The sequence below is a fragment of the Ralstonia edaphi genome (genome assembly GCF_958350185.1).
GTDB lineage: Bacteria > Pseudomonadota > Gammaproteobacteria > Burkholderiales > Burkholderiaceae > Ralstonia > Ralstonia edaphi.
The window spans coordinates 421,208-437,178 of the sequence record NZ_CATWHI010000005.1 but is presented as its reverse complement, the minus strand read 5'-3'; the positions used below and the strand labels follow the sequence as shown (position 1 = coordinate 437,178).

At 65.1% G+C, this 15,971-nt stretch carries 16 protein-coding genes; 7 read left to right on the top strand and 9 right to left on the bottom strand.

The window, feature by feature from the left end; all coding sequences use genetic code 11:
- Nucleotides 1–64: 64 nt before the first annotated feature.
- From dapC to prmB, 7 genes are read left to right on the top strand one after another with little or no spacing between them, the layout of a single operon-like run.
- On the top strand, nucleotides 65–1,264 hold the full coding sequence (dapC, locus tag R2669_RS19575) for a succinyldiaminopimelate transaminase (RefSeq protein ID WP_316901851.1): 1,200 nt from the start codon (nucleotides 65–67) through the stop codon (nucleotides 1,262–1,264).
- Nucleotides 1,265–1,309: 45 nt separating this feature from the next.
- Nucleotides 1,310–2,137, top strand: coding sequence for a 2,3,4,5-tetrahydropyridine-2,6-dicarboxylate N-succinyltransferase (gene dapD, locus R2669_RS19570; protein ID WP_004626643.1), 828 nt, complete (start codon nucleotides 1,310–1,312; stop codon nucleotides 2,135–2,137).
- 60 nt (nucleotides 2,138–2,197) lie between these two features.
- The gene (locus R2669_RS19565) at nucleotides 2,198–2,611 is read left to right on the top strand and encodes a hypothetical protein (protein WP_316901768.1); all 414 of its coding nucleotides are present in this window, start codon (nucleotides 2,198–2,200) and stop codon (nucleotides 2,609–2,611) included.
- 14 nt (nucleotides 2,612–2,625) lie between these two features.
- On the top strand, nucleotides 2,626–2,970 hold the full coding sequence (locus R2669_RS19560) for an arsenate reductase (RefSeq protein WP_027677486.1): 345 nt from the start codon (nucleotides 2,626–2,628) through the stop codon (nucleotides 2,968–2,970).
- Nucleotides 2,971–3,007: 37 nt separating this feature from the next.
- Nucleotides 3,008–4,159 carry a succinyl-diaminopimelate desuccinylase gene (gene dapE, locus R2669_RS19555; RefSeq protein ID WP_147219025.1) on the top strand — a complete coding sequence of 384 codons (1,152 nt, stop codon included), beginning with the start codon at nucleotides 3,008–3,010 and terminating at the stop codon, nucleotides 4,157–4,159.
- Between the two features lie 10 nt (nucleotides 4,160–4,169).
- Nucleotides 4,170–4,688, top strand: a complete 519-nt coding sequence (locus R2669_RS19550; protein WP_316901767.1) for a class IV adenylate cyclase — start codon at nucleotides 4,170–4,172, stop codon at nucleotides 4,686–4,688.
- Between the two features lie 17 nt (nucleotides 4,689–4,705).
- Nucleotides 4,706–5,608 carry a 50S ribosomal protein L3 N(5)-glutamine methyltransferase gene (gene prmB, locus R2669_RS19545; RefSeq protein WP_027677489.1) on the top strand — a complete coding sequence of 301 codons (903 nt, stop codon included), beginning with the start codon at nucleotides 4,706–4,708 and terminating at the stop codon, nucleotides 5,606–5,608.
- Nucleotides 5,609–5,928: 320 nt separating this feature from the next.
- Here prmB and R2669_RS19540 read toward each other — a convergent pair whose 3' ends face one another.
- The 9 genes from R2669_RS19540 to R2669_RS19500 form a co-directional block, all read right to left on the bottom strand.
- Complete coding sequence (locus tag R2669_RS19540) at nucleotides 5,929–6,294, bottom strand: chitin-binding domain-containing protein (RefSeq protein ID WP_027677490.1); 366 nt, start codon at nucleotides 6,292–6,294, stop codon at nucleotides 5,929–5,931.
- A 324-nt stretch (nucleotides 6,295–6,618) separates the two neighbouring features.
- Nucleotides 6,619–7,434: a M55 family metallopeptidase gene (locus tag R2669_RS19535; protein ID WP_316901766.1), complete on the bottom strand. Its 816-nt coding sequence runs from the start codon at nucleotides 7,432–7,434 to the stop codon at nucleotides 6,619–6,621.
- A 9-nt stretch (nucleotides 7,435–7,443) separates the two neighbouring features.
- Nucleotides 7,444–8,469, bottom strand: a complete 1,026-nt coding sequence (locus tag R2669_RS19530) for a DmpA family aminopeptidase (protein ID WP_316901765.1) — start codon at nucleotides 8,467–8,469, stop codon at nucleotides 7,444–7,446.
- A gap of 1 nt (nucleotide 8,470) precedes the next feature.
- Nucleotides 8,471–9,370 carry a glutathione ABC transporter permease GsiD gene (gene gsiD, locus R2669_RS19525; RefSeq protein ID WP_147216610.1) on the bottom strand — a complete coding sequence of 300 codons (900 nt, stop codon included), beginning with the start codon at nucleotides 9,368–9,370 and terminating at the stop codon, nucleotides 8,471–8,473.
- Nucleotides 9,371–9,380: 10 nt separating this feature from the next.
- Nucleotides 9,381–10,304 carry a glutathione ABC transporter permease GsiC gene (gene gsiC, locus R2669_RS19520; protein ID WP_316887708.1) on the bottom strand — a complete coding sequence of 308 codons (924 nt, stop codon included), beginning with the start codon at nucleotides 10,302–10,304 and terminating at the stop codon, nucleotides 9,381–9,383.
- Nucleotides 10,305–10,380: 76 nt separating this feature from the next.
- Nucleotides 10,381–11,946: a glutathione ABC transporter substrate-binding protein GsiB gene (gene gsiB, locus R2669_RS19515; protein WP_316901764.1), complete on the bottom strand. Its 1,566-nt coding sequence runs from the start codon at nucleotides 11,944–11,946 to the stop codon at nucleotides 10,381–10,383.
- Nucleotides 11,947–11,995: 49 nt separating this feature from the next.
- Nucleotides 11,996–13,843, bottom strand: a complete 1,848-nt coding sequence (locus R2669_RS19510) for a dipeptide ABC transporter ATP-binding protein (protein ID WP_430708831.1) — start codon at nucleotides 13,841–13,843, stop codon at nucleotides 11,996–11,998.
- A gap of 87 nt (nucleotides 13,844–13,930) precedes the next feature.
- Nucleotides 13,931–14,893 carry an isoaspartyl peptidase/L-asparaginase family protein gene (locus tag R2669_RS19505; protein ID WP_147216604.1) on the bottom strand — a complete coding sequence of 321 codons (963 nt, stop codon included), beginning with the start codon at nucleotides 14,891–14,893 and terminating at the stop codon, nucleotides 13,931–13,933.
- A gap of 17 nt (nucleotides 14,894–14,910) precedes the next feature.
- Nucleotides 14,911–15,900 (bottom strand): MurR/RpiR family transcriptional regulator, encoded by a 990-nt coding sequence (locus R2669_RS19500; RefSeq protein WP_102067103.1) that lies wholly within the window; start codon nucleotides 15,898–15,900, stop codon nucleotides 14,911–14,913.
- Nucleotides 15,901–15,971 lie beyond the last annotated feature (71 nt).

Here is a 15,971-nt window from a genome sequence, read left to right as displayed (position 1 = left end):
TTTCGGGCTTCCCGGCAAGCGCCAAGCTTGCCCGCTGACCAGCCCAACACCGCCGCCCAACACCGTGAATCCGCGCCTGTCCGCCCTCCAGCCGTATCCGTTCGAGAAACTGAAAGCGCTTGTGAAGGACGTCACGCCCAGCGCCGTCCATGCGCCGATCAGCTTCGGCATCGGCGAGCCCAAGCACCCGACGCCGGCCCTGGTGAAAGACGCGCTGACGGCGGCGCTTGGCGGGCTGGCGAATTATCCCACGACGCTCGGTTCCAATGCACTGCGACAGTGCATCGCCGCATGGCTGGAGCGCCGCTACGGCTTGCCGAAGGTCGACCCGGCCACCGAAGTGATCCCCGTCAACGGCTCGCGCGAGGCGCTGTTCTCGTTCGCGCAGACCGTGATCGACGGCAGCAAGCCCGGCGCCCGCGTGCTGTGCCCGAACCCGTTCTACCAGATCTACGAAGGCTCGGCACTGCTGGCCGGCGCCACGCCGCTGTTCGCCAACAGCGACCCGGCGCGCAACTATGCGCCCGATTTCGCCGCGATCACGCCCGACGAATGGCGCAACGTGCAACTCGTCTTCGTATGCAGCCCCGGCAACCCGACCGGCGCCGTGCTCACGCTCGAAGACTGGAAGCAGCTCTTCGCGCTGTCGGACGAATACGGCTTCATCATTGCGTCGGACGAGTGCTACTCCGAAATCTATTTCGACGAGGCCAACCCGCCGCTGGGCGCACTGCAGGCCGCGCACCAACTGGGCCGCGGCTTTGATCGCCTGGTGATGTTCTCGAGCCTGTCCAAGCGCTCCAACGTGCCGGGCATGCGCTCCGGTTTCGTGGCCGGCGACGCCAAGCTGCTCAAGGCGTACCTGCTGTATCGCACGTATCACGGCAGCGCGATGAGCCCGTCGGTGCAATCCGCTAGCATCGCGGCGTGGAACGACGAGACCCATGTGCGCGACAACCGCGCGCAGTACGTCAAGAAGTTCCAGCAGGTCACGCCGATGCTGGCCGAGGTGCTGGACGTGGCCCTGCCCGATGCAGCCTTCTACCTGTGGGCCAACGTCAAGCGCACGGGCCTGTCGGACACCGAATTCGCACGCCAGCTGCTGGCCGCCAAGAACGTCGCCGTCCTGCCGGGCAGCTACCTCGCCCGCGAGGCGCACGGCACGAATCCGGGCCAGGACTACGTGCGCATCGCGCTAGTGGCCGGCGTGGACGAATGCCTGGAAGGTGCGCGCCGCATCGTCGAGTTCTGCCAGCAACGCTGAACCTGATTTTTCTCTTCTGTTTCCTCTCCGAGAGCCAACAAGACCATGACGCAACAACTGCAATCCCTGATCGATCAAGCGTGGGAAGACCGCGCCAACCTGTCGCCCAAGTCCGCTCCGGCCGATGTGCGCGAAGCCGTCGCCAACGTGATCGGCCAGCTCGATCGCGGCGCGCTGCGTGTGGCCGAGAAGAAGGACGGCGAGTGGATCGTCAATCAGTGGATCAAGAAGGCCGTGCTGCTGTCGTTCCGCCTGGAAGACAACGCGCCGATGGCTGCCGGTGGCTTCACGCAGTTCTACGACAAGGTGCCGAGCAAGTTCGCCAACTACACGGCCGAAGACTTTGCCGCGGGTGGCTTCCGCGTAGTGCCGCCGGCAGTGGCACGCCGTGGCTCGTTCATCGCCAAGAACGCCGTGCTGATGCCGTCGTACGTGAACATCGGCGCTTACGTTGACGAAGGCACGATGGTCGACACGTGGGCCACCGTCGGTTCGTGCGCGCAGATCGGCAAGAACGTGCACCTGTCGGGCGGCGTGGGCATCGGCGGCGTGCTGGAGCCGCTGCAGGCCAACCCGGTCATCATCGAAGACAACTGCTTCATCGGCGCCCGCTCGGAAGTCGTGGAAGGCGTGATCGTTGAAGAAAACTCGGTGATCTCGATGGGCGTGTACCTGGGCCAATCGACCAAGATCTACGACCGCGAAACCGGTGAAGTCAGCTACGGCCGCATTCCGGCGGGCTCGGTGGTGGTGGCGGGCAACCTGCCGTCGAAGGACGGCTCGCACAGCCTGTACTGCGCCGTGATCGTCAAGAAGGTCGACGCCAAGACGCGCGCCAAGGTTGGCCTGAACGAGCTGCTGCGCGGCGATTAAGCGCCTGCGCAAGGCATGCCTGCTAGTCTTGCGGGCATGCCAACCACTTCAAGTGCGGCCATGTCCGAACGCAATGCCACCGGCTCCCGTTTCGGCAAGCTACGCCAACGCATCATGGGTCTTGATCCAAACACCATCGGTACTGTCCTGTCGCTGCTGCCCACCATCCTGGAGCAGGCGAACAAGACCATCGACAAGTTCAAGAACCGCAAGAAAACCGGCACCGAAGCTGCCCGCGCAGAAAGCGCCGCGCCCGATCCAAATACACGCATCGCCGAGCTGGAAGTGGCGATCCTGCAGCAGGCCGAATCCGTCAAGCTGCTGGCTGAGCAGCACGCCATCACCATCGACGCACTGCGCGACGAAGCCGCGCGCCTGGAGCGCCGCCTCAAGCGCATGACATGGCTGGCGTCCATCGGTTTTGCCTTGGCCGTTGTCGCCCTCTCGTTTGCCTTGCAAGCATCTCGACACTGATTGCGAATCCCACCATGACGACCCTGCACGGCATCCCCAATTGCGACACCGTGAAGAAAGCCCGCACGTGGCTCGAATCGAACGGTGTTGCCTACACGTTTCACGATTTCAAGAAGCAAGGCGTGAGCGCCGACATGCTGGCCGGCTGGCTCAAGCATGTGCCGCTCACCACGCTGCTCAACCGCAAGGGCACCACATGGCGCGCTCTGTCTGACGCCGACAAGGCCCGCGCCGAAGACGAAGCCGGCGCCATCGCGCTGATGCAGGCCAACCCGTCGCTCATCAAGCGTCCGGTGCTCGTGCACGGCAAGAGCGTCAACGTCGGCTTCTCGGCGGATCAGTACGCCGCCCTGTTCTAACCACAACAACATCACCGTGACTGTCGTCATGTCGAACATGCAGCCCACGCTTGCCCTCACTGAAGACCTGATCCGCCGCCGCTCCGTCACGCCCGAAGACAAGGGCTGCCAGGACGTGCTGATCGAACGCCTGACCGCGGCCGGCTTCGAATGCGAAACCGTGATCAGCGGCCCGGACCACTTTCGGGTGACCAACCTGTGGGCCGTCAAGCGCGGCCGCGCCGGCACCGACGGCAAGCTGCTCGTTTTCGCAGGCCACACCGATGTGGTGCCGACCGGCCCCGTGGAGCAATGGAGTTCCGATCCGTTCGAGCCCACGCACCGTGACGGCAAGCTCTACGCCCGCGGCGCGGCCGACATGAAGACATCGATTGCCGGCTTCGTCGTGGCCTCGGAAGAATTCGTTGCCAAGCATCCGGACCACGCCGGCTCGATCGGCTTCCTGATCACCAGCGACGAAGAAGGCCCGGCGCACGACGGCACCGTCAAGGTGTGCGACCTGCTGCGCGCACGCGGCGAGCGCCTCGACTACTGCGTGGTCGGCGAGCCGACTTCGGTCTCCACACTCGGCGACATGGTCAAGAACGGACGACGCGGTTCGCTCTCGGGCAAGCTCACGGTGAATGGCGTGCAGGGCCACATCGCCTACCCGCATCTGGCCAGGAACCCGATCCACCTGGCCGCCCCGGCGCTGGCCGAGCTGGCCGCCGCCAAGTGGGACGACGGCAATGCCTACTTCCCGCCGACGACCTGGCAGATGTCGAACATCCACGGCGGCACGGGCGCGACAAACATCATTCCCGGCCACGTCACGATCGACTTCAACTTCCGCTTCTCGACCGCGAGCACGCCGGACGGCCTGAAAGCGCGCGTGCACAGCATTCTTGATGCGCACGGCCTCGACTACACGCTCGACTGGACGCTGGGCGGCGAGCCCTTCCTGACCGAGCGCGGCGACCTGTCCGAAGCCCTCGCCTCCGCCATCCAGGCCGAGTGCGGCGTGACGACCGAACTGTCGACCACGGGCGGCACGTCGGACGGCCGCTTCATCGCCAAGATCTGCCCGCAGGTGATCGAGTTCGGCCCGCCGAACGCGAGCATCCACAAGATCGACGAACACGTCGAAGTGGCGTTTATCGAGCCGCTGAAGAACGTGTATCGCCGCGTCTTGGAAACGTTGATCGCCTGAGGTTGCCCCGATGGCGCGCAACGTCGAGATCAAGGCGCGTGTGTGCGATGTGGCTGCGCTGATTGAACGCGCGGCCGCCATCGCCGATTCCGGCCCCGAGCGCATCGAGCAGGACGACACGTTCTTCGCCTGCGCGAACGGGCGCTTGAAGCTGCGGCAGTTCTCGCCCGAGCGCGGGGAGCTGATCCACTACTTCCGTGCCAACAGCGCCGGCCCGCGCGTGTCGGACTACCACATCGTTCCGACCAGCGCGCCCGATGCCCTGCGCGACACGCTGGCCGCCGCCATCGGCACGGCCGGCCGGGTCATCAAGGTGCGCCAGCTGTACCTCGCCGGCCAGACGCGCATTCATGTCGATGCGGTGAAAGACCTCGGCGATTTCGTCGAACTCGAAGTCGTGCTGCGCGATACGCAGTCCGAAGACGACGGCGTAAAGATTGCCCACCAACTGATGCACGCGCTCGGCATTGCCGAATCCGACCTGCTCGACGTGGCCTACGTCGACCTGCTCGTTGTCACCCAACGCTGAGCCAACTCACGTCACCCATGACCACGCCTACCCTCCCCGCTTCCCACCCGTTCACCACCGTGCGCGACCTGCTGCGCTACGCCGTGTCGCGATTCACCGCGGCTGGCCTCGTCTTCGGCCACGGCAGCGAGAACGCCTACGACGAAGCCGCCTACCTGATCCTGCACACGCTGCACCTGCCGATCGACACGCTGGAGCCCTTCATGGACGCGCGCCTGCTGCCCGAAGAAGTGGCGGCCGTACTGAAGGTGATCGAGCGCCGCGCCGTCGACCGCGTGCCCGCCGCGTACATCACGCACGAGGCGTTCATGCACGGCATGCGCTTCTACGTGGACGAGCGCGTGATCGTGCCGCGCAGCTTCATCGGCGAATTGCTCGAAGACGGGCTGGAACCGTGGATCGACCAGGAAGATGGCCCGACCGACGTGCTGGAGCTGTGCACCGGCTCAGGCTGCCTGTCGATCCTGGCGGCGCTGCAATGGCCCAATGCGACGATCGACGCGGTGGACCTGTCGCCGGATGCGCTGGTGGTGGCCAATCGCAATGTCGACGAATACCGCCTGCAAGACCGCATCCGCCTGCACGAGGGCGACCTGTATGCGCCGCTGCCGCCGGGCGTGCATTACGACGTGATCCTGACGAACCCGCCGTACGTAAACGAGGCGTCGATGCAGGCGCTGCCGCCCGAGTACCGTGCCGAGCCGCACATGGCGCTGGCCGGCGGCAACGACGGCATGGACATCGTGCGCCGCATCCTCGCCGACGCACCGCGCCACCTCAAGCCGCACGGCGTGCTGGTGGTGGAAATCGGCAACGAGCGTGAAAACGTTGAGGCGGCGTTCCCCGATCTCGACCTGGTCTGGCTGCCGACCAGCGCGGGCGAAGACCAGGTGTTCCTGGTGACGCGCGAGGCGCTTTAAGGGCACGGGGTTCCGAACCGCACGCTTGGGGTTCGGAACTCGGCAGGTTGGCGTTCGGAACGCCATGGTCCGGGTTACGAACGCCGCGTTTCCGGTTCCAAACGCTGCAATTGAAGTTCCGAACGCCATGTGTGGGGTTCGGAACGCCGAGTCATCGCGTTCTGAACCTCACAGCTCAGGTTCTGGACTCGATGATTGCGGTTCAGAACCTCATGCACCGGGTTTTGAACCCCGCATTTGACGTTCGGAACCCGACGCGCCGAGTGCAACACTTCGGCGAGGCCGCAACGGCCGTCACAGCCGAAGCAACCAAAACAGCGTCAGGACTTCACCTCATCACAGGCGTCTTTCACGACGCAGATCGAAAAGCGCTTATCGAACACCTGGCCGCTCGGGCAGTGGTCGAAGACGGCTTGCGACTGGGCGTCGCAGGTGGCGTAGGCGGTGGTGCAGTTGGTGCGCACGGGTTGCTTGGGGCCGCGGTTGGTACCGTCGTCGATCATGAAGCGGCCCGAGGGCGCGGGGCATTTGAATTCTGCAGCGGCCTTGGCGAGCGCGGCGGCGGCCTTTTCGGCTTTTGATGTTTGGGGCGCGGGTGGGTTGGGGGATGGGCGGCGGTCGCAGGCGGTTACCGTGACGACTGCCAGCGCACACAGCAACGTGGTGAGTGTGAGTGCGCGGGTCATGGGGGGCTCCTTCGGGGTTGGATGTCCTGAAGTTTACGCTGGGGTTGGCGGTTTTGGTCTATCCCTGTTTCGTCCCCTGGCGGGGCCGACCTACTTTCTTTGTCTTGCCAAAGAAAGGTAGGCAAAGAAAGGCGCGCCCGAGATGGCGACTTCCCCTTGAATTTATGTCGCAGAGAGGGGAAGGGAAAAACTCGCTTCGCTCAGACAGTTTCCCTTCCTTTTTCCTCTCTGCAACAGAAATTCAAGGCGCCATCCAGGGCATGAACGTCAACGACCAAACCGTCTGAGTGCGAGGGTTGGCGCTGTGATGTGCTGAGCTGCTGCTTAACGCAGCATCGCCGACATGGCGGAGAGGCTATTGAGCATGCGTACGGCATGTTCTACGGAGTCGGCGGCGAAGCGGAGCATCGTGCCGTCGATGCGCTCCAGGGCGGGCCATTGGCAGAACAGGTCGGCCAATGCGGGTGTTTGCGTTTGCAGGCGGCAGACGATCGGTGCCTGGAGGCGCAGCGGCATGCTGAAATGGCCGCGCCGTACCGTGGCTTTCACCGCTGCGTAGATGGCTTCGCACGACTGCTCGGGCGAGAGCGATGTGCCGGCGTTCTGGCCTTCGGCCTGCTTGGTCTCGACAAACGTGGTGTGCGGCAGCAGCGGCTTGGTTTCCTTGATGAACACGTCGTCGCCGCTGGCCACGGCCACCGGCACACCGCGCTCGCCGGCCAGGGCGCCGTAGAGGCCGGCTTCGCCCAGTTCCTGTTCGTTGAACCACACGCGCGCAAACGCGAAGCTGTTGATGGTGTGTGCCAGCACGCCGCGGCTGCCGGCGCGCGCGTGGTAGCCGATCATGCACACGGCATCGCAGCCGTCCACGCCGGCCATCATGCTCAGGTAGCGCGGCTTGCCGAGGACGAAGCGTGCGCGGCGGTCGATGGAATCGGGGATGAGGTTGCGGAAACCTCCGTGCGAATCGTTGACGAGCACGTCCGTGGCGCCGCCGTCGAAGGCACCGCGCACAGCGGCGTCGGCTTCGGCGGTCATCCAGCGGCGGGCGCGTTCGTATTCGCCGTTGCCGGCGCGCGTCTGCTCGGGGTGGAACACGTTGGCCACGCCTTCGATGTCGGCGGAAATCAGGATTCGCATGGCGTCAGGTCAGATCAATTCGGTCAATGCACGGCGCGTGTTGCCGTCGCGGCCGGTGACGGCGGTTGCGTGGAACAGCGCGTGCACGATGGCTTGTTCGACGCTGTCAGCGGCGGCCTGGAACAGCGGGTCGAGGTGCGATTCGTGGGTCATGGCGACGGCCGGCATGGCGCGTGTGCCTTCGTGCGGCACGGTGTAGGCAGTAGAGAACGCGAGTGCGATGTCGCCGCTGCCATGGCCGAAGACCGAGCCGGTACGCGCCAGCCCGGCGCCAGCGCGCAAGGCAAGGCGGCGCAACTGGCGTGCATCGAGCGGCGCATCAGTGGCGAGCAGCATGATGATCGAGCCCTTCTCGGGCGTCGGCGTGCCGGCGGCCAGCGCTTTTGCCAGCTCCGCACCGACGTTGCGCCCTGCAAGCGTCAGGTTTTCCGTCACGCCAAAGTTGGACAGCACCAGCGCACCCACCGTGCGCTGCGTGCCGTCGGCAAGCGTCACCACGCGCGACGCAGAACCGATGCCGCCCTTCACGCCAAACGACGACATCCCGCGCCCTGCCCCGACCGCGCCTTGCTCAAACGCTTGGGCTGCCGCAGCGTAGGCCGCGTCGTAGTGCACGTCCTGCACGGCAAACGCCTGCAGGTCGTTCAGGTAGCCGTCATTGCATTCAAAGACGAGCGGATTGACGGTCGACCATGCGCGGCCGATCTGCGGGTTGGCGGCAACCGCCTGGCGGATCTGCGCTTGCGCCACGGCGCCCACGGCAAACGTGTTGGTCAGCGCAATCGGCGTTTCCAGCACGCCCAGTTCGTCTACCTGCACGAGGCCGATGCTCTTGCCGAAGCCGTTGAGCACGACGCTGGCGGCCGGCACCTTGTCGAGGAACGGGTCCCCGGCGTGCGGGCATACCACGGTCACGCCGGTCTGGATGTCGCCGCCGGCAATCGTGGCGTGGCCGACGGTGACGCCGGCCACGTCGGTGATGCTATTGCGTGTGCCGGCCGGCAGCGTGCCGATGGCAGGAAGGCGGATCGGCATATCAACGGCGGTCGATCTTCGGATCCAGCGCGTCGCGCAGGCCGTCGCCCAGCAGGTTGAACGCCAGTACGGTCAGGAAGATGGCCAAGCTCGGGAAGATCGCCACGTGCGGCGCGGTCACCATGTCGGCGCGCGCCTCGTTGAGCATCGCGCCCCACTCCGGCGTGGGCGGCTGTGCGCCCAGGCCCAGGAACGAAAGGCTCGCAGCGGTGATGATCGAGGTGCCGATCCGCATCGAGAAGTACACGACGATGGATGAAATCGTGCCCGGCAGGATGTGCCGCATGATGATCGTCCAGTCCGACGCGCCAATGCTGCGTGCGGCTTCTACATACGTCAGGTGCTTGAGCATGAGCGTATTGCCGCGCACCAGCCGCGCAAACGCCGGAATGCTGAACACCGCCACGGCAAAGATCACGTTGATCATGCCGTTGCCCAGGATGGCCACGATGCCGATGGCCAGCAGGATGCCGGGGAAGGCGAACAGCACGTCGGAGATGCGCATGACGATGCGGTCCCACCAGCCTTCGTAGTAGCCGGCCAACAGGCCGAGCATGGTGCCCACGATGGCGCCGATGATGACCGACACGAAGCCCGCTTCCAGCGAGATGCGCGTGCCCATCAGGATGCGGCTGAAGATGTCGCGGCCCAGCGAGTCGACGCCAAACCAATGCTGCGCCGACGGCCCCGCGTTGAGCGCGTCGTAGTCGAAATAGTTTTCCGGGTCGAACGGCACGATGTGCGGCGCGAGGATGGCGATCAACACCAGCGCGATCACGAACACACCTGCGCCCATCGCCAGATGCTGCTTATGGAACTTGCGCCAGAACTCCGTCCACGGGGTGCGGACGGGTTCGGTGGCGGCTTGCGGTGCGACCGCCTGGCTTGCGGCTTGGGTCATGGCGGCCTCCTTACTTCTTGTAGCGGATGGTGGGGTTGATGACGGTGTACAGCATGTCCACCACGAGGTTGATCAGGATGAACTCCAGCGAAAACAACAGCACCTCGGCCTGGATGACCGGGTAGTCGCGCATCTCCACCGCATCTACCAGCAGGCGCCCGAGGCCCGGCCAGTTGAACACCTTTTCCACGACGATCGAGCCGCCCAGCAGAAAGCCGAACTGCAGACCCATCATCGTCACCACCGGGATCATCGCGTTGCGCAGGCAATGCTTGATGACCACCACCGTTTCGCGCACGCCCTTGGCACGGGCGGTGCGCACGAAATCTTCCTGCAGCACTTCCACGAACGATGCACGCGTGAAGCGCGCCATCACGGCGGCCACCGCTGCGCCCAGCGTGAGCGACGGCAGGATGTAGTGCTTCCAGGTATCTGCGCCGATGGACGGCAGCCAGCCGAGCTGCACCGAGAACACTTCCATCAGCAGCATACCCAGTGCGAACGCGGGGAACGAGATGCCCGACACGGCGAGCGTCATACCCAGGCGGTCCGGCCACTTGTTGCGCCACACGGCGGATGTGATGCCGATCACCATGCCGAAGATCACCGCCCACACCATGCTGGCAATCGTCAGGTTGAGCGTCGGCCAGAAGCGTTCGCCAATCTCTTCGCTCACCGGCCGCTTGGTGCGGATCGAGTTGCCGAACTCGCCGCGCAGCGCGTTACCGAAAAAGCGCACGAACTGCTCGTGCATCGGCTTGTCGAGCCCCAGATCGGCGCGGACCAGCTCGACGGTGGCCGGGTCGGCTTCGGGGCCGGCAGCCAGTCGCGCCGGGTCGCCCGGCAACAGGTGCACGAACAGGAACACCAGCACTGCCACGATCAGCAGTGTCGGGATCACGCCCAGCACACGTTTAATGAAGTAGTTCAGCATGGCAAATCCACCGCAGGCGGCAATTCAAATGCAAGGGCCCGCGCAACGGCTGCGCGGGCCGGTACGGCAATGAGACTTATTGCTTGATGTCGATGTCGTCGAAGCTGAACGAACCGTCCGGTGCCACGTACGCACCCGACAGGCGCTTCGAGCGCGCGTAGACGATCTTCTCCGTCACCAGGAAGGCCCACGGTGCGTCTTCCCAGATGCGCTTCTGCGCGTCGGTGTAGAGCTTCGACTTCTCTGCGCGATCGGTCGTGCGCAGCGCGCCGGCGATGTCGGCATCGACCTGCTCGTTCTTGTAGTACGCCGTGTTGAACGACTTGGGCGGCATGGCTTCCGATGCCAGCAGCGGACGCAGCGCCCAATCCGATTCACCCGTCGACGACGACCAGCCTGCGTAGTACATGCGCACGCCGGCGTCTTCGGGCTTCGGCACGCTTTCGACGCGCTCGACGCGCTGGCCGGCTTCCAGCGCCAGCACCGAGGCCTTGATGCCGACCTGCGCCAGTTGCTGCTGCACGAACTGGATGATCTTCTGCGCCGTCGTGTGGTTGTAGGCGGACCACAGTTGCGTCTCGAAGCCGTTCGGGTAGCCCGCTTCCTTCAGCAGCTCTTTCGCCTTGGCCGGGTTGTACGGCCACGGGCCCAGCTTGACGGCGTAGTCCACGCCCGGCGGCACCACACCTTCAGACGGCACGGCGTAGCCCGCAAACGCCACCTTGGTCAGCGCATCCTTGTTGATGGCGTAGTTGATTGCCTGACGCACCTTCGGGTTGTCGAACGGCTTCACGTTGGTGTTGAAGCTGACATAGCGCTGGATGATCGACGGCGCGGCAATCAGGTCAACCTTCGGGCTGCTCTTGAGCACCGCTGCCTGTTCAAACGGAATCGTGAATGCAAAGTCGGCTTCGCCCGTCTGCATGACGGTGGCGCGCGTGTTGTTGTCGACCACCGGCTTCCAGGTGATGGTGTCGATCTTCGGCAGGCCATGCTTCCAGTAGCCGTCGAATTTCTTGCCCTTCAGGTAGTCGGTCTGCTTCCATTCGACAAACTCGAACGGGCCGGTGCCGACCGGGTGGAAGGCGATGTCCTTGCCGTACTTCTTGAGCGCCGTGGGCGAAATCATGGCCGCCGACGGGTGCGCCAGCACGTTGATGAACGGCGAGAACGGTTCCTTGAGCGTCACGCGCGCGGTGTACGGATCGACCACGTCGGTCTTCGCCACGCGGTTGAACAGCACGAAGCGCTTGAGCTTGTTGGCCGGGTCCGTCACGCGGTCCAGGTTGGCCTTGACGGCGTTGGCGTCAAACGTGGTGCCGTCGTGGAACTTCACGCCCTTGTGCAGCTTGAACGTGTAGACCAGGCCGTCCTTGCTGACGTCGTAGCTGTCGCACAGCACGTTGACCAGCTTCATGTCCTTGTCGAAGCCGAACAGGCCTTGATAGAACGACTTGGCGGCGCTGAACGACAGCGTGTCGTTCGCGTCGTACGGGTCCATCGTGGTGAAGGTCGAGTAGACCGCCATCACGGCGTCCTTGGCGGCAAAGGCCGGCACGGTGAATGCCGCCAGGGCCAGGCCGCTGGCAACCATGGCTGCGCGCGGGCCGAATGCGACTCGGTGGGCAAAGCGATTGAACATTTCCTTCCTCCTCATCAAAGATGACGTCTCACTGCGTTCTGTATTGCGATTAATACGCGCCGCCAATCGAATGGCGGGCAACAAAGTGGTCTGGCGCCACTTGCACCAACGGCTGCACCACCGGCAGGTCGCCAACGGCACGGATCGGGCTGGGAATTTCGTGCGTGGAAAGTTCACGCTTCAGGTGACGGCGTGCCGGGTCCGCAATCGGCACGGCCGACATCAGCTTCTTCGTATAGGGATGCTGCGGGTTTTCGAAGATCGCGCGGCGCGGGCCGATCTCGACGATCTGGCCGAGATACATCACCGCCACGCGATGGCTGATGCGCTCCACCACCGCCATGTCATGCGAGATGAACAGGAACGCAACGCCAAACTCCTTCTGCAGATCGAGCATGAGGTTGACGATCTGCGCCTGGATCGACACGTCCAGGGCGGACACCGACTCATCGGCAATCACCACCTTCGGGTTCAATGCCAGCGCGCGCGCAATGCAGATGCGCTGGCGCTGCCCGCCCGAGAACTCGTGCGGATAGCGCGACGCATGCGCGGCCTGCAGGCCCACCTTGTCGAGCAGCCATTCCACGCGTTGCTGTGCCTCTTTGCCGGAGGCCACCTTGTGCACCAGCAGCGGCTCCATGATGGAGTAGCCGACCGGCACGCGCGGGTCCAGCGAGGCGAATGGGTCCTGGAAGATGAACTGGATGTTTCGGCGAAGCGTCTGGAGCGCGGGCCCCTTCAACTCGCCGATGTTCTGGCCGGCAAATTCGATGCTGCCGCTCTGGCACTCCACCAGACGCAAGAGCGACCGTCCCGTCGTCGACTTGCCGCAGCCCGATTCGCCGACCAGCGCCAGCGTCTCACCAGGGTAGAGATCGAAACTGACCTGCTCCACCGCATGCACCCGGCGCGTGACCCGGCCGAAGATGCCCGTGGGCACGTCAAAGCGCGTGACGAGATCACGCACACGCAAAATGGGTTGCACATCGTGCGACGCCGCCGGTTGCGGTGTCGTGTCGACCGCTGCGGCCGTGCCATCCACACGCAACAGCGGAAAGCGCGCCGGGCCATCGGTGCCCTGCATCGAGCCGAGGCGCGGCACCGCCGACAGCAGCGCACGCGTATACGGATGCGCCGGCTGTGCGAAGACCGTGGCCGACGGGCCCTCTTCCACGCGGTCGCCCTTGTACATCACGAGCACGCGGTCGGCCACTTCCGCCACCACGCCCATGTCGTGCGTGATGAACACCACGGCCATGTGCAGCTCCTGCTGCAGCGCGCGGATCAGTTGCAGGATTTCGGCCTGGATGGTGACGTCCAGCGCGGTGGTCGGCTCATCCGCAATCAGCAGCGACGGTTTGCATGACAGCGCCATCGCGATCATCACGCGCTGGCGCATGCCGCCCGACAGTTGGTGCGGATAGCGCCCCAGCACATTGCGCGCCTCGGGAATGCGCACCAGCTCCAGCATGCGCAGCGCCTCGGCCTTGGCTTCACTGGCGGGCTTGCCCTGGTGCAGGCGGATCGATTCGGCAATCTGCTCGCCCACGGTGAACACCGGGTTGAGCGAGGTCATGGGCTCCTGGAAGATCATCGCGATATCGGCGCCGCGCACGCCGCGCATGGCCGCGGGACTGGCGCTGGCCAGGTCCAGCACTTCGCCGTTGCGGCGGCGCAGGTGCATCTGCCCGCCGATGATCTTGCCGCCGCCGTGCTCCACCAGCCGCATCAGCGCCAGCGACGTCACCGACTTGCCCGAACCCGATTCGCCCACCACGGCCAGCGTCTCGCCGCGGTCGACATGGAACGACAGGTTGCGCACCGCGTCGACCACGCGTTCGGACGTGGCAAAGCGCACGCTCAGGTCTTGCACCTGCACGACGCGCTGATCGGGCATGGCAATGACGCTGCCGGCACTGGGCTGTTTGGTTGCTGTCACGACAAATCTCCTGCTGTCCTGCTCGCTTCTCTGCTGGGCTGCTGCTTACCGGTAGATCGACACGACAGGCGCTTCGGCCCCGCGCGCGAACCCGCGGTACATCCCTTCGGTGTTGAACGGCAACGCGACGTTGCCCTGCGCGTCCACGGCAATCAGCCCGCCGCGGCCGTTGATGGCCATCAGCTTGCGCATGACCACGTCGTCGGTGGCATCGGCCAGCGACTTGCCGGCGTATTCCATCTGCGCGGCCACGTCATAGGCGGCCACGGCACGGATGAACATCTCGCCCGTGCCCGTGCACGACACCGCAGCCACGTTGTTCGCAAAGCAGCCCGCGCCGACGATGGGCGTATCGCCCACGCGGCCAACCTTCTTGTTGGTGACGCCGCCCGTGGAGGTGGCGGCCGCGAGGCGCCCTTGCGCGTCGCATGCCACGGCGCCCACGGTGCCGAACTTGTTGTCCGGGTCGATGGGCGCGGCTTCCTTGGCCACGAGCGACGCGGCATCGTGATCGAGCAGCGCCATGCCGTCTTGCTGGCGAGCACGCTGCCATTGGGCGTAGCGCGCTTCGGTGTAGTAGTAGTCGGGCTCGACAAACTCCAGGCCCTGCGCTTGGGCGAACGCCTCGGCGCCTTCGGAGGTGAACAAGACGTGTTCGCTGCGCTCCATCACCGCGCGGGCCGCAAGGATCGGGTTGCGCAGGCGCTTGACGCAGGTGACTGCGCCGGCCGCCAGCGTGGCGCCGTCCATGATCGACGCATCGAGTTCGTACGTGCCGGCGCTGGTGAGCACCGCCCCCTTGCCGGCGTTGAACAGCGGACACTCCTCGAGCAAGCGCACGGCTTCGGTCACGGCATCCAGCGCGCTGCCGCCGTCCATGAGAATGCGTTGCCCGGCGGCCAGGATGTCGTTCAGGGCCTGCTGGTAGGCGGCTTCCTTGTCGGCACTCATGGCCGTGCGGGTGATGGTGCCGGCGCCGCCATGAATGGCGAGGATGGGCGTAGTCATGCGTGGCTCGATGTAAATCAGTTTTCAGCGGTGCGTTTGCGGCCGCGTCGGGTGGTCGTCGATGTGCCGGGAGCGTTCGCGGCGTCGTTGGCGCGCGGCGCCGGGGCGGTATGCAGCCACGGCAGCACAAATTCAGTCAGGCGTTCGGCCGATTCCAGCGAATGCGCCGAGCGATGCGCCACCGCGCCGCACAGCGCTTCGAACAGCGCCACGGCAGCCGTGTCGGACGTGGCGGAGAACTGCCGCTCCGGCCGCGCATACAACGCAATGTCGGCCAGCGGCGCGAGCGGCGACGTGGGGCTGTCGGTCAGCGCCAGCAGCTGGCAGCCTTGCTTGCCGGCCTGCTTGGCCAGCGTGATGGTGTCCGCCGCATAGCGCGGGAATGCGATGGCGATCAGCAGATCCTTCGGCCCGATCTTGCGCAGCTGGCGCGCCGCATCCGATGCGCCGCCCGGCTGCGAAACGGAGATCACCGTGTCGCAGTAAAGATCGAGCCCATGGCGCAGCAGGCCCGCCAGATAGCCGCTGGCGCCAAAGCCCATCACGTAGATGCGCTGTGCGCCGAGGATGGCGTCGACCGCGCGTTCGCACGCAGCGGCGTCGAGCATGCGGCGCGTGGCGTCGAGGTTGGCGATGTCTTCGTTGAGCGAGGCCGCGAAGATCTCCGCGCTGGTGGCCGGGCGCGCCAGCTCGTGGCGCAGTTTTTCCACCGGCGCGAGCGTCGCCTCGAAGCCGCGCAGCAGCCCCGCGCGGAACTGCGGATAGCCGTCAAAGCCCAGCGCCAGCGCAAAACGGTTGGCCGTGGCAATCGACATGTCGACCGCGGCGGCAAACTCGTCGATGCGCATGGTGGCCGCGCGGAACGGGTTCGCCAGCACGTATTCCGCCATGCGCTGGTGCGCCGGCGTGAGCGTGGCAAGGGCCGCTCCAATGCGCTCGGAGACCGTCGCATCGGCGGCAAATGCGCCTTTCGACACATCCGTGCGCTTGCTGGTGGATTTCGCCATGTTCCTGGGCCGTGAAAATTTTGTGTAAATGTATTTTCACGAATCGGCCGTGTAAAGAAAAAAACTTTCAT

Excerpts from the sequence above, each read along its gene's own strand:
- dapD (WP_004626643.1), top strand. The coding sequence starts at position 1,310 with ATGACGCAACAACTGCAATCCCTGATCGATCAAGCGTGGGAAGACCGC.
- R2669_RS19505 (WP_147216604.1), bottom strand. The coding sequence starts at position 14,893 with ATGACTACGCCCATCCTCGCCATTCATGGCGGCGCCGGCACCATCACC.
- R2669_RS19550 (WP_316901767.1), top strand. The coding sequence starts at position 4,170 with ATGGCGCGCAACGTCGAGATCAAGGCGCGTGTGTGCGATGTGGCTGCG.
- R2669_RS19510 (WP_430708831.1), bottom strand. The coding sequence starts at position 13,843 with ATGCCCGATCAGCGCGTCGTGCAGGTGCAAGACCTGAGCGTGCGCTTT.
- prmB (WP_027677489.1), top strand. The coding sequence starts at position 4,706 with ATGACCACGCCTACCCTCCCCGCTTCCCACCCGTTCACCACCGTGCGC.
- R2669_RS19500 (WP_102067103.1), bottom strand. The coding sequence starts at position 15,900 with ATGGCGAAATCCACCAGCAAGCGCACGGATGTGTCGAAAGGCGCATTT.
- R2669_RS19540 (WP_027677490.1), bottom strand. The coding sequence starts at position 6,294 with ATGACCCGCGCACTCACACTCACCACGTTGCTGTGTGCGCTGGCAGTC.
- gsiC (WP_316887708.1), bottom strand. The coding sequence starts at position 10,304 with ATGCTGAACTACTTCATTAAACGTGTGCTGGGCGTGATCCCGACACTG.
- gsiD (WP_147216610.1), bottom strand. The coding sequence starts at position 9,370 with ATGACCCAAGCCGCAAGCCAGGCGGTCGCACCGCAAGCCGCCACCGAA.
- gsiB (WP_316901764.1), bottom strand. The coding sequence starts at position 11,946 with ATGTTCAATCGCTTTGCCCACCGAGTCGCATTCGGCCCGCGCGCAGCC.
- R2669_RS19560 (WP_027677486.1), top strand. The coding sequence starts at position 2,626 with ATGACGACCCTGCACGGCATCCCCAATTGCGACACCGTGAAGAAAGCC.
- R2669_RS19530 (WP_316901765.1), bottom strand. The coding sequence starts at position 8,469 with ATGCCGATCCGCCTTCCTGCCATCGGCACGCTGCCGGCCGGCACACGC.
- dapE (WP_147219025.1), top strand. The coding sequence starts at position 3,008 with ATGCAGCCCACGCTTGCCCTCACTGAAGACCTGATCCGCCGCCGCTCC.
- R2669_RS19535 (WP_316901766.1), bottom strand. The coding sequence starts at position 7,434 with ATGCGAATCCTGATTTCCGCCGACATCGAAGGCGTGGCCAACGTGTTC.
- R2669_RS19565 (WP_316901768.1), top strand. The coding sequence starts at position 2,198 with ATGTCCGAACGCAATGCCACCGGCTCCCGTTTCGGCAAGCTACGCCAA.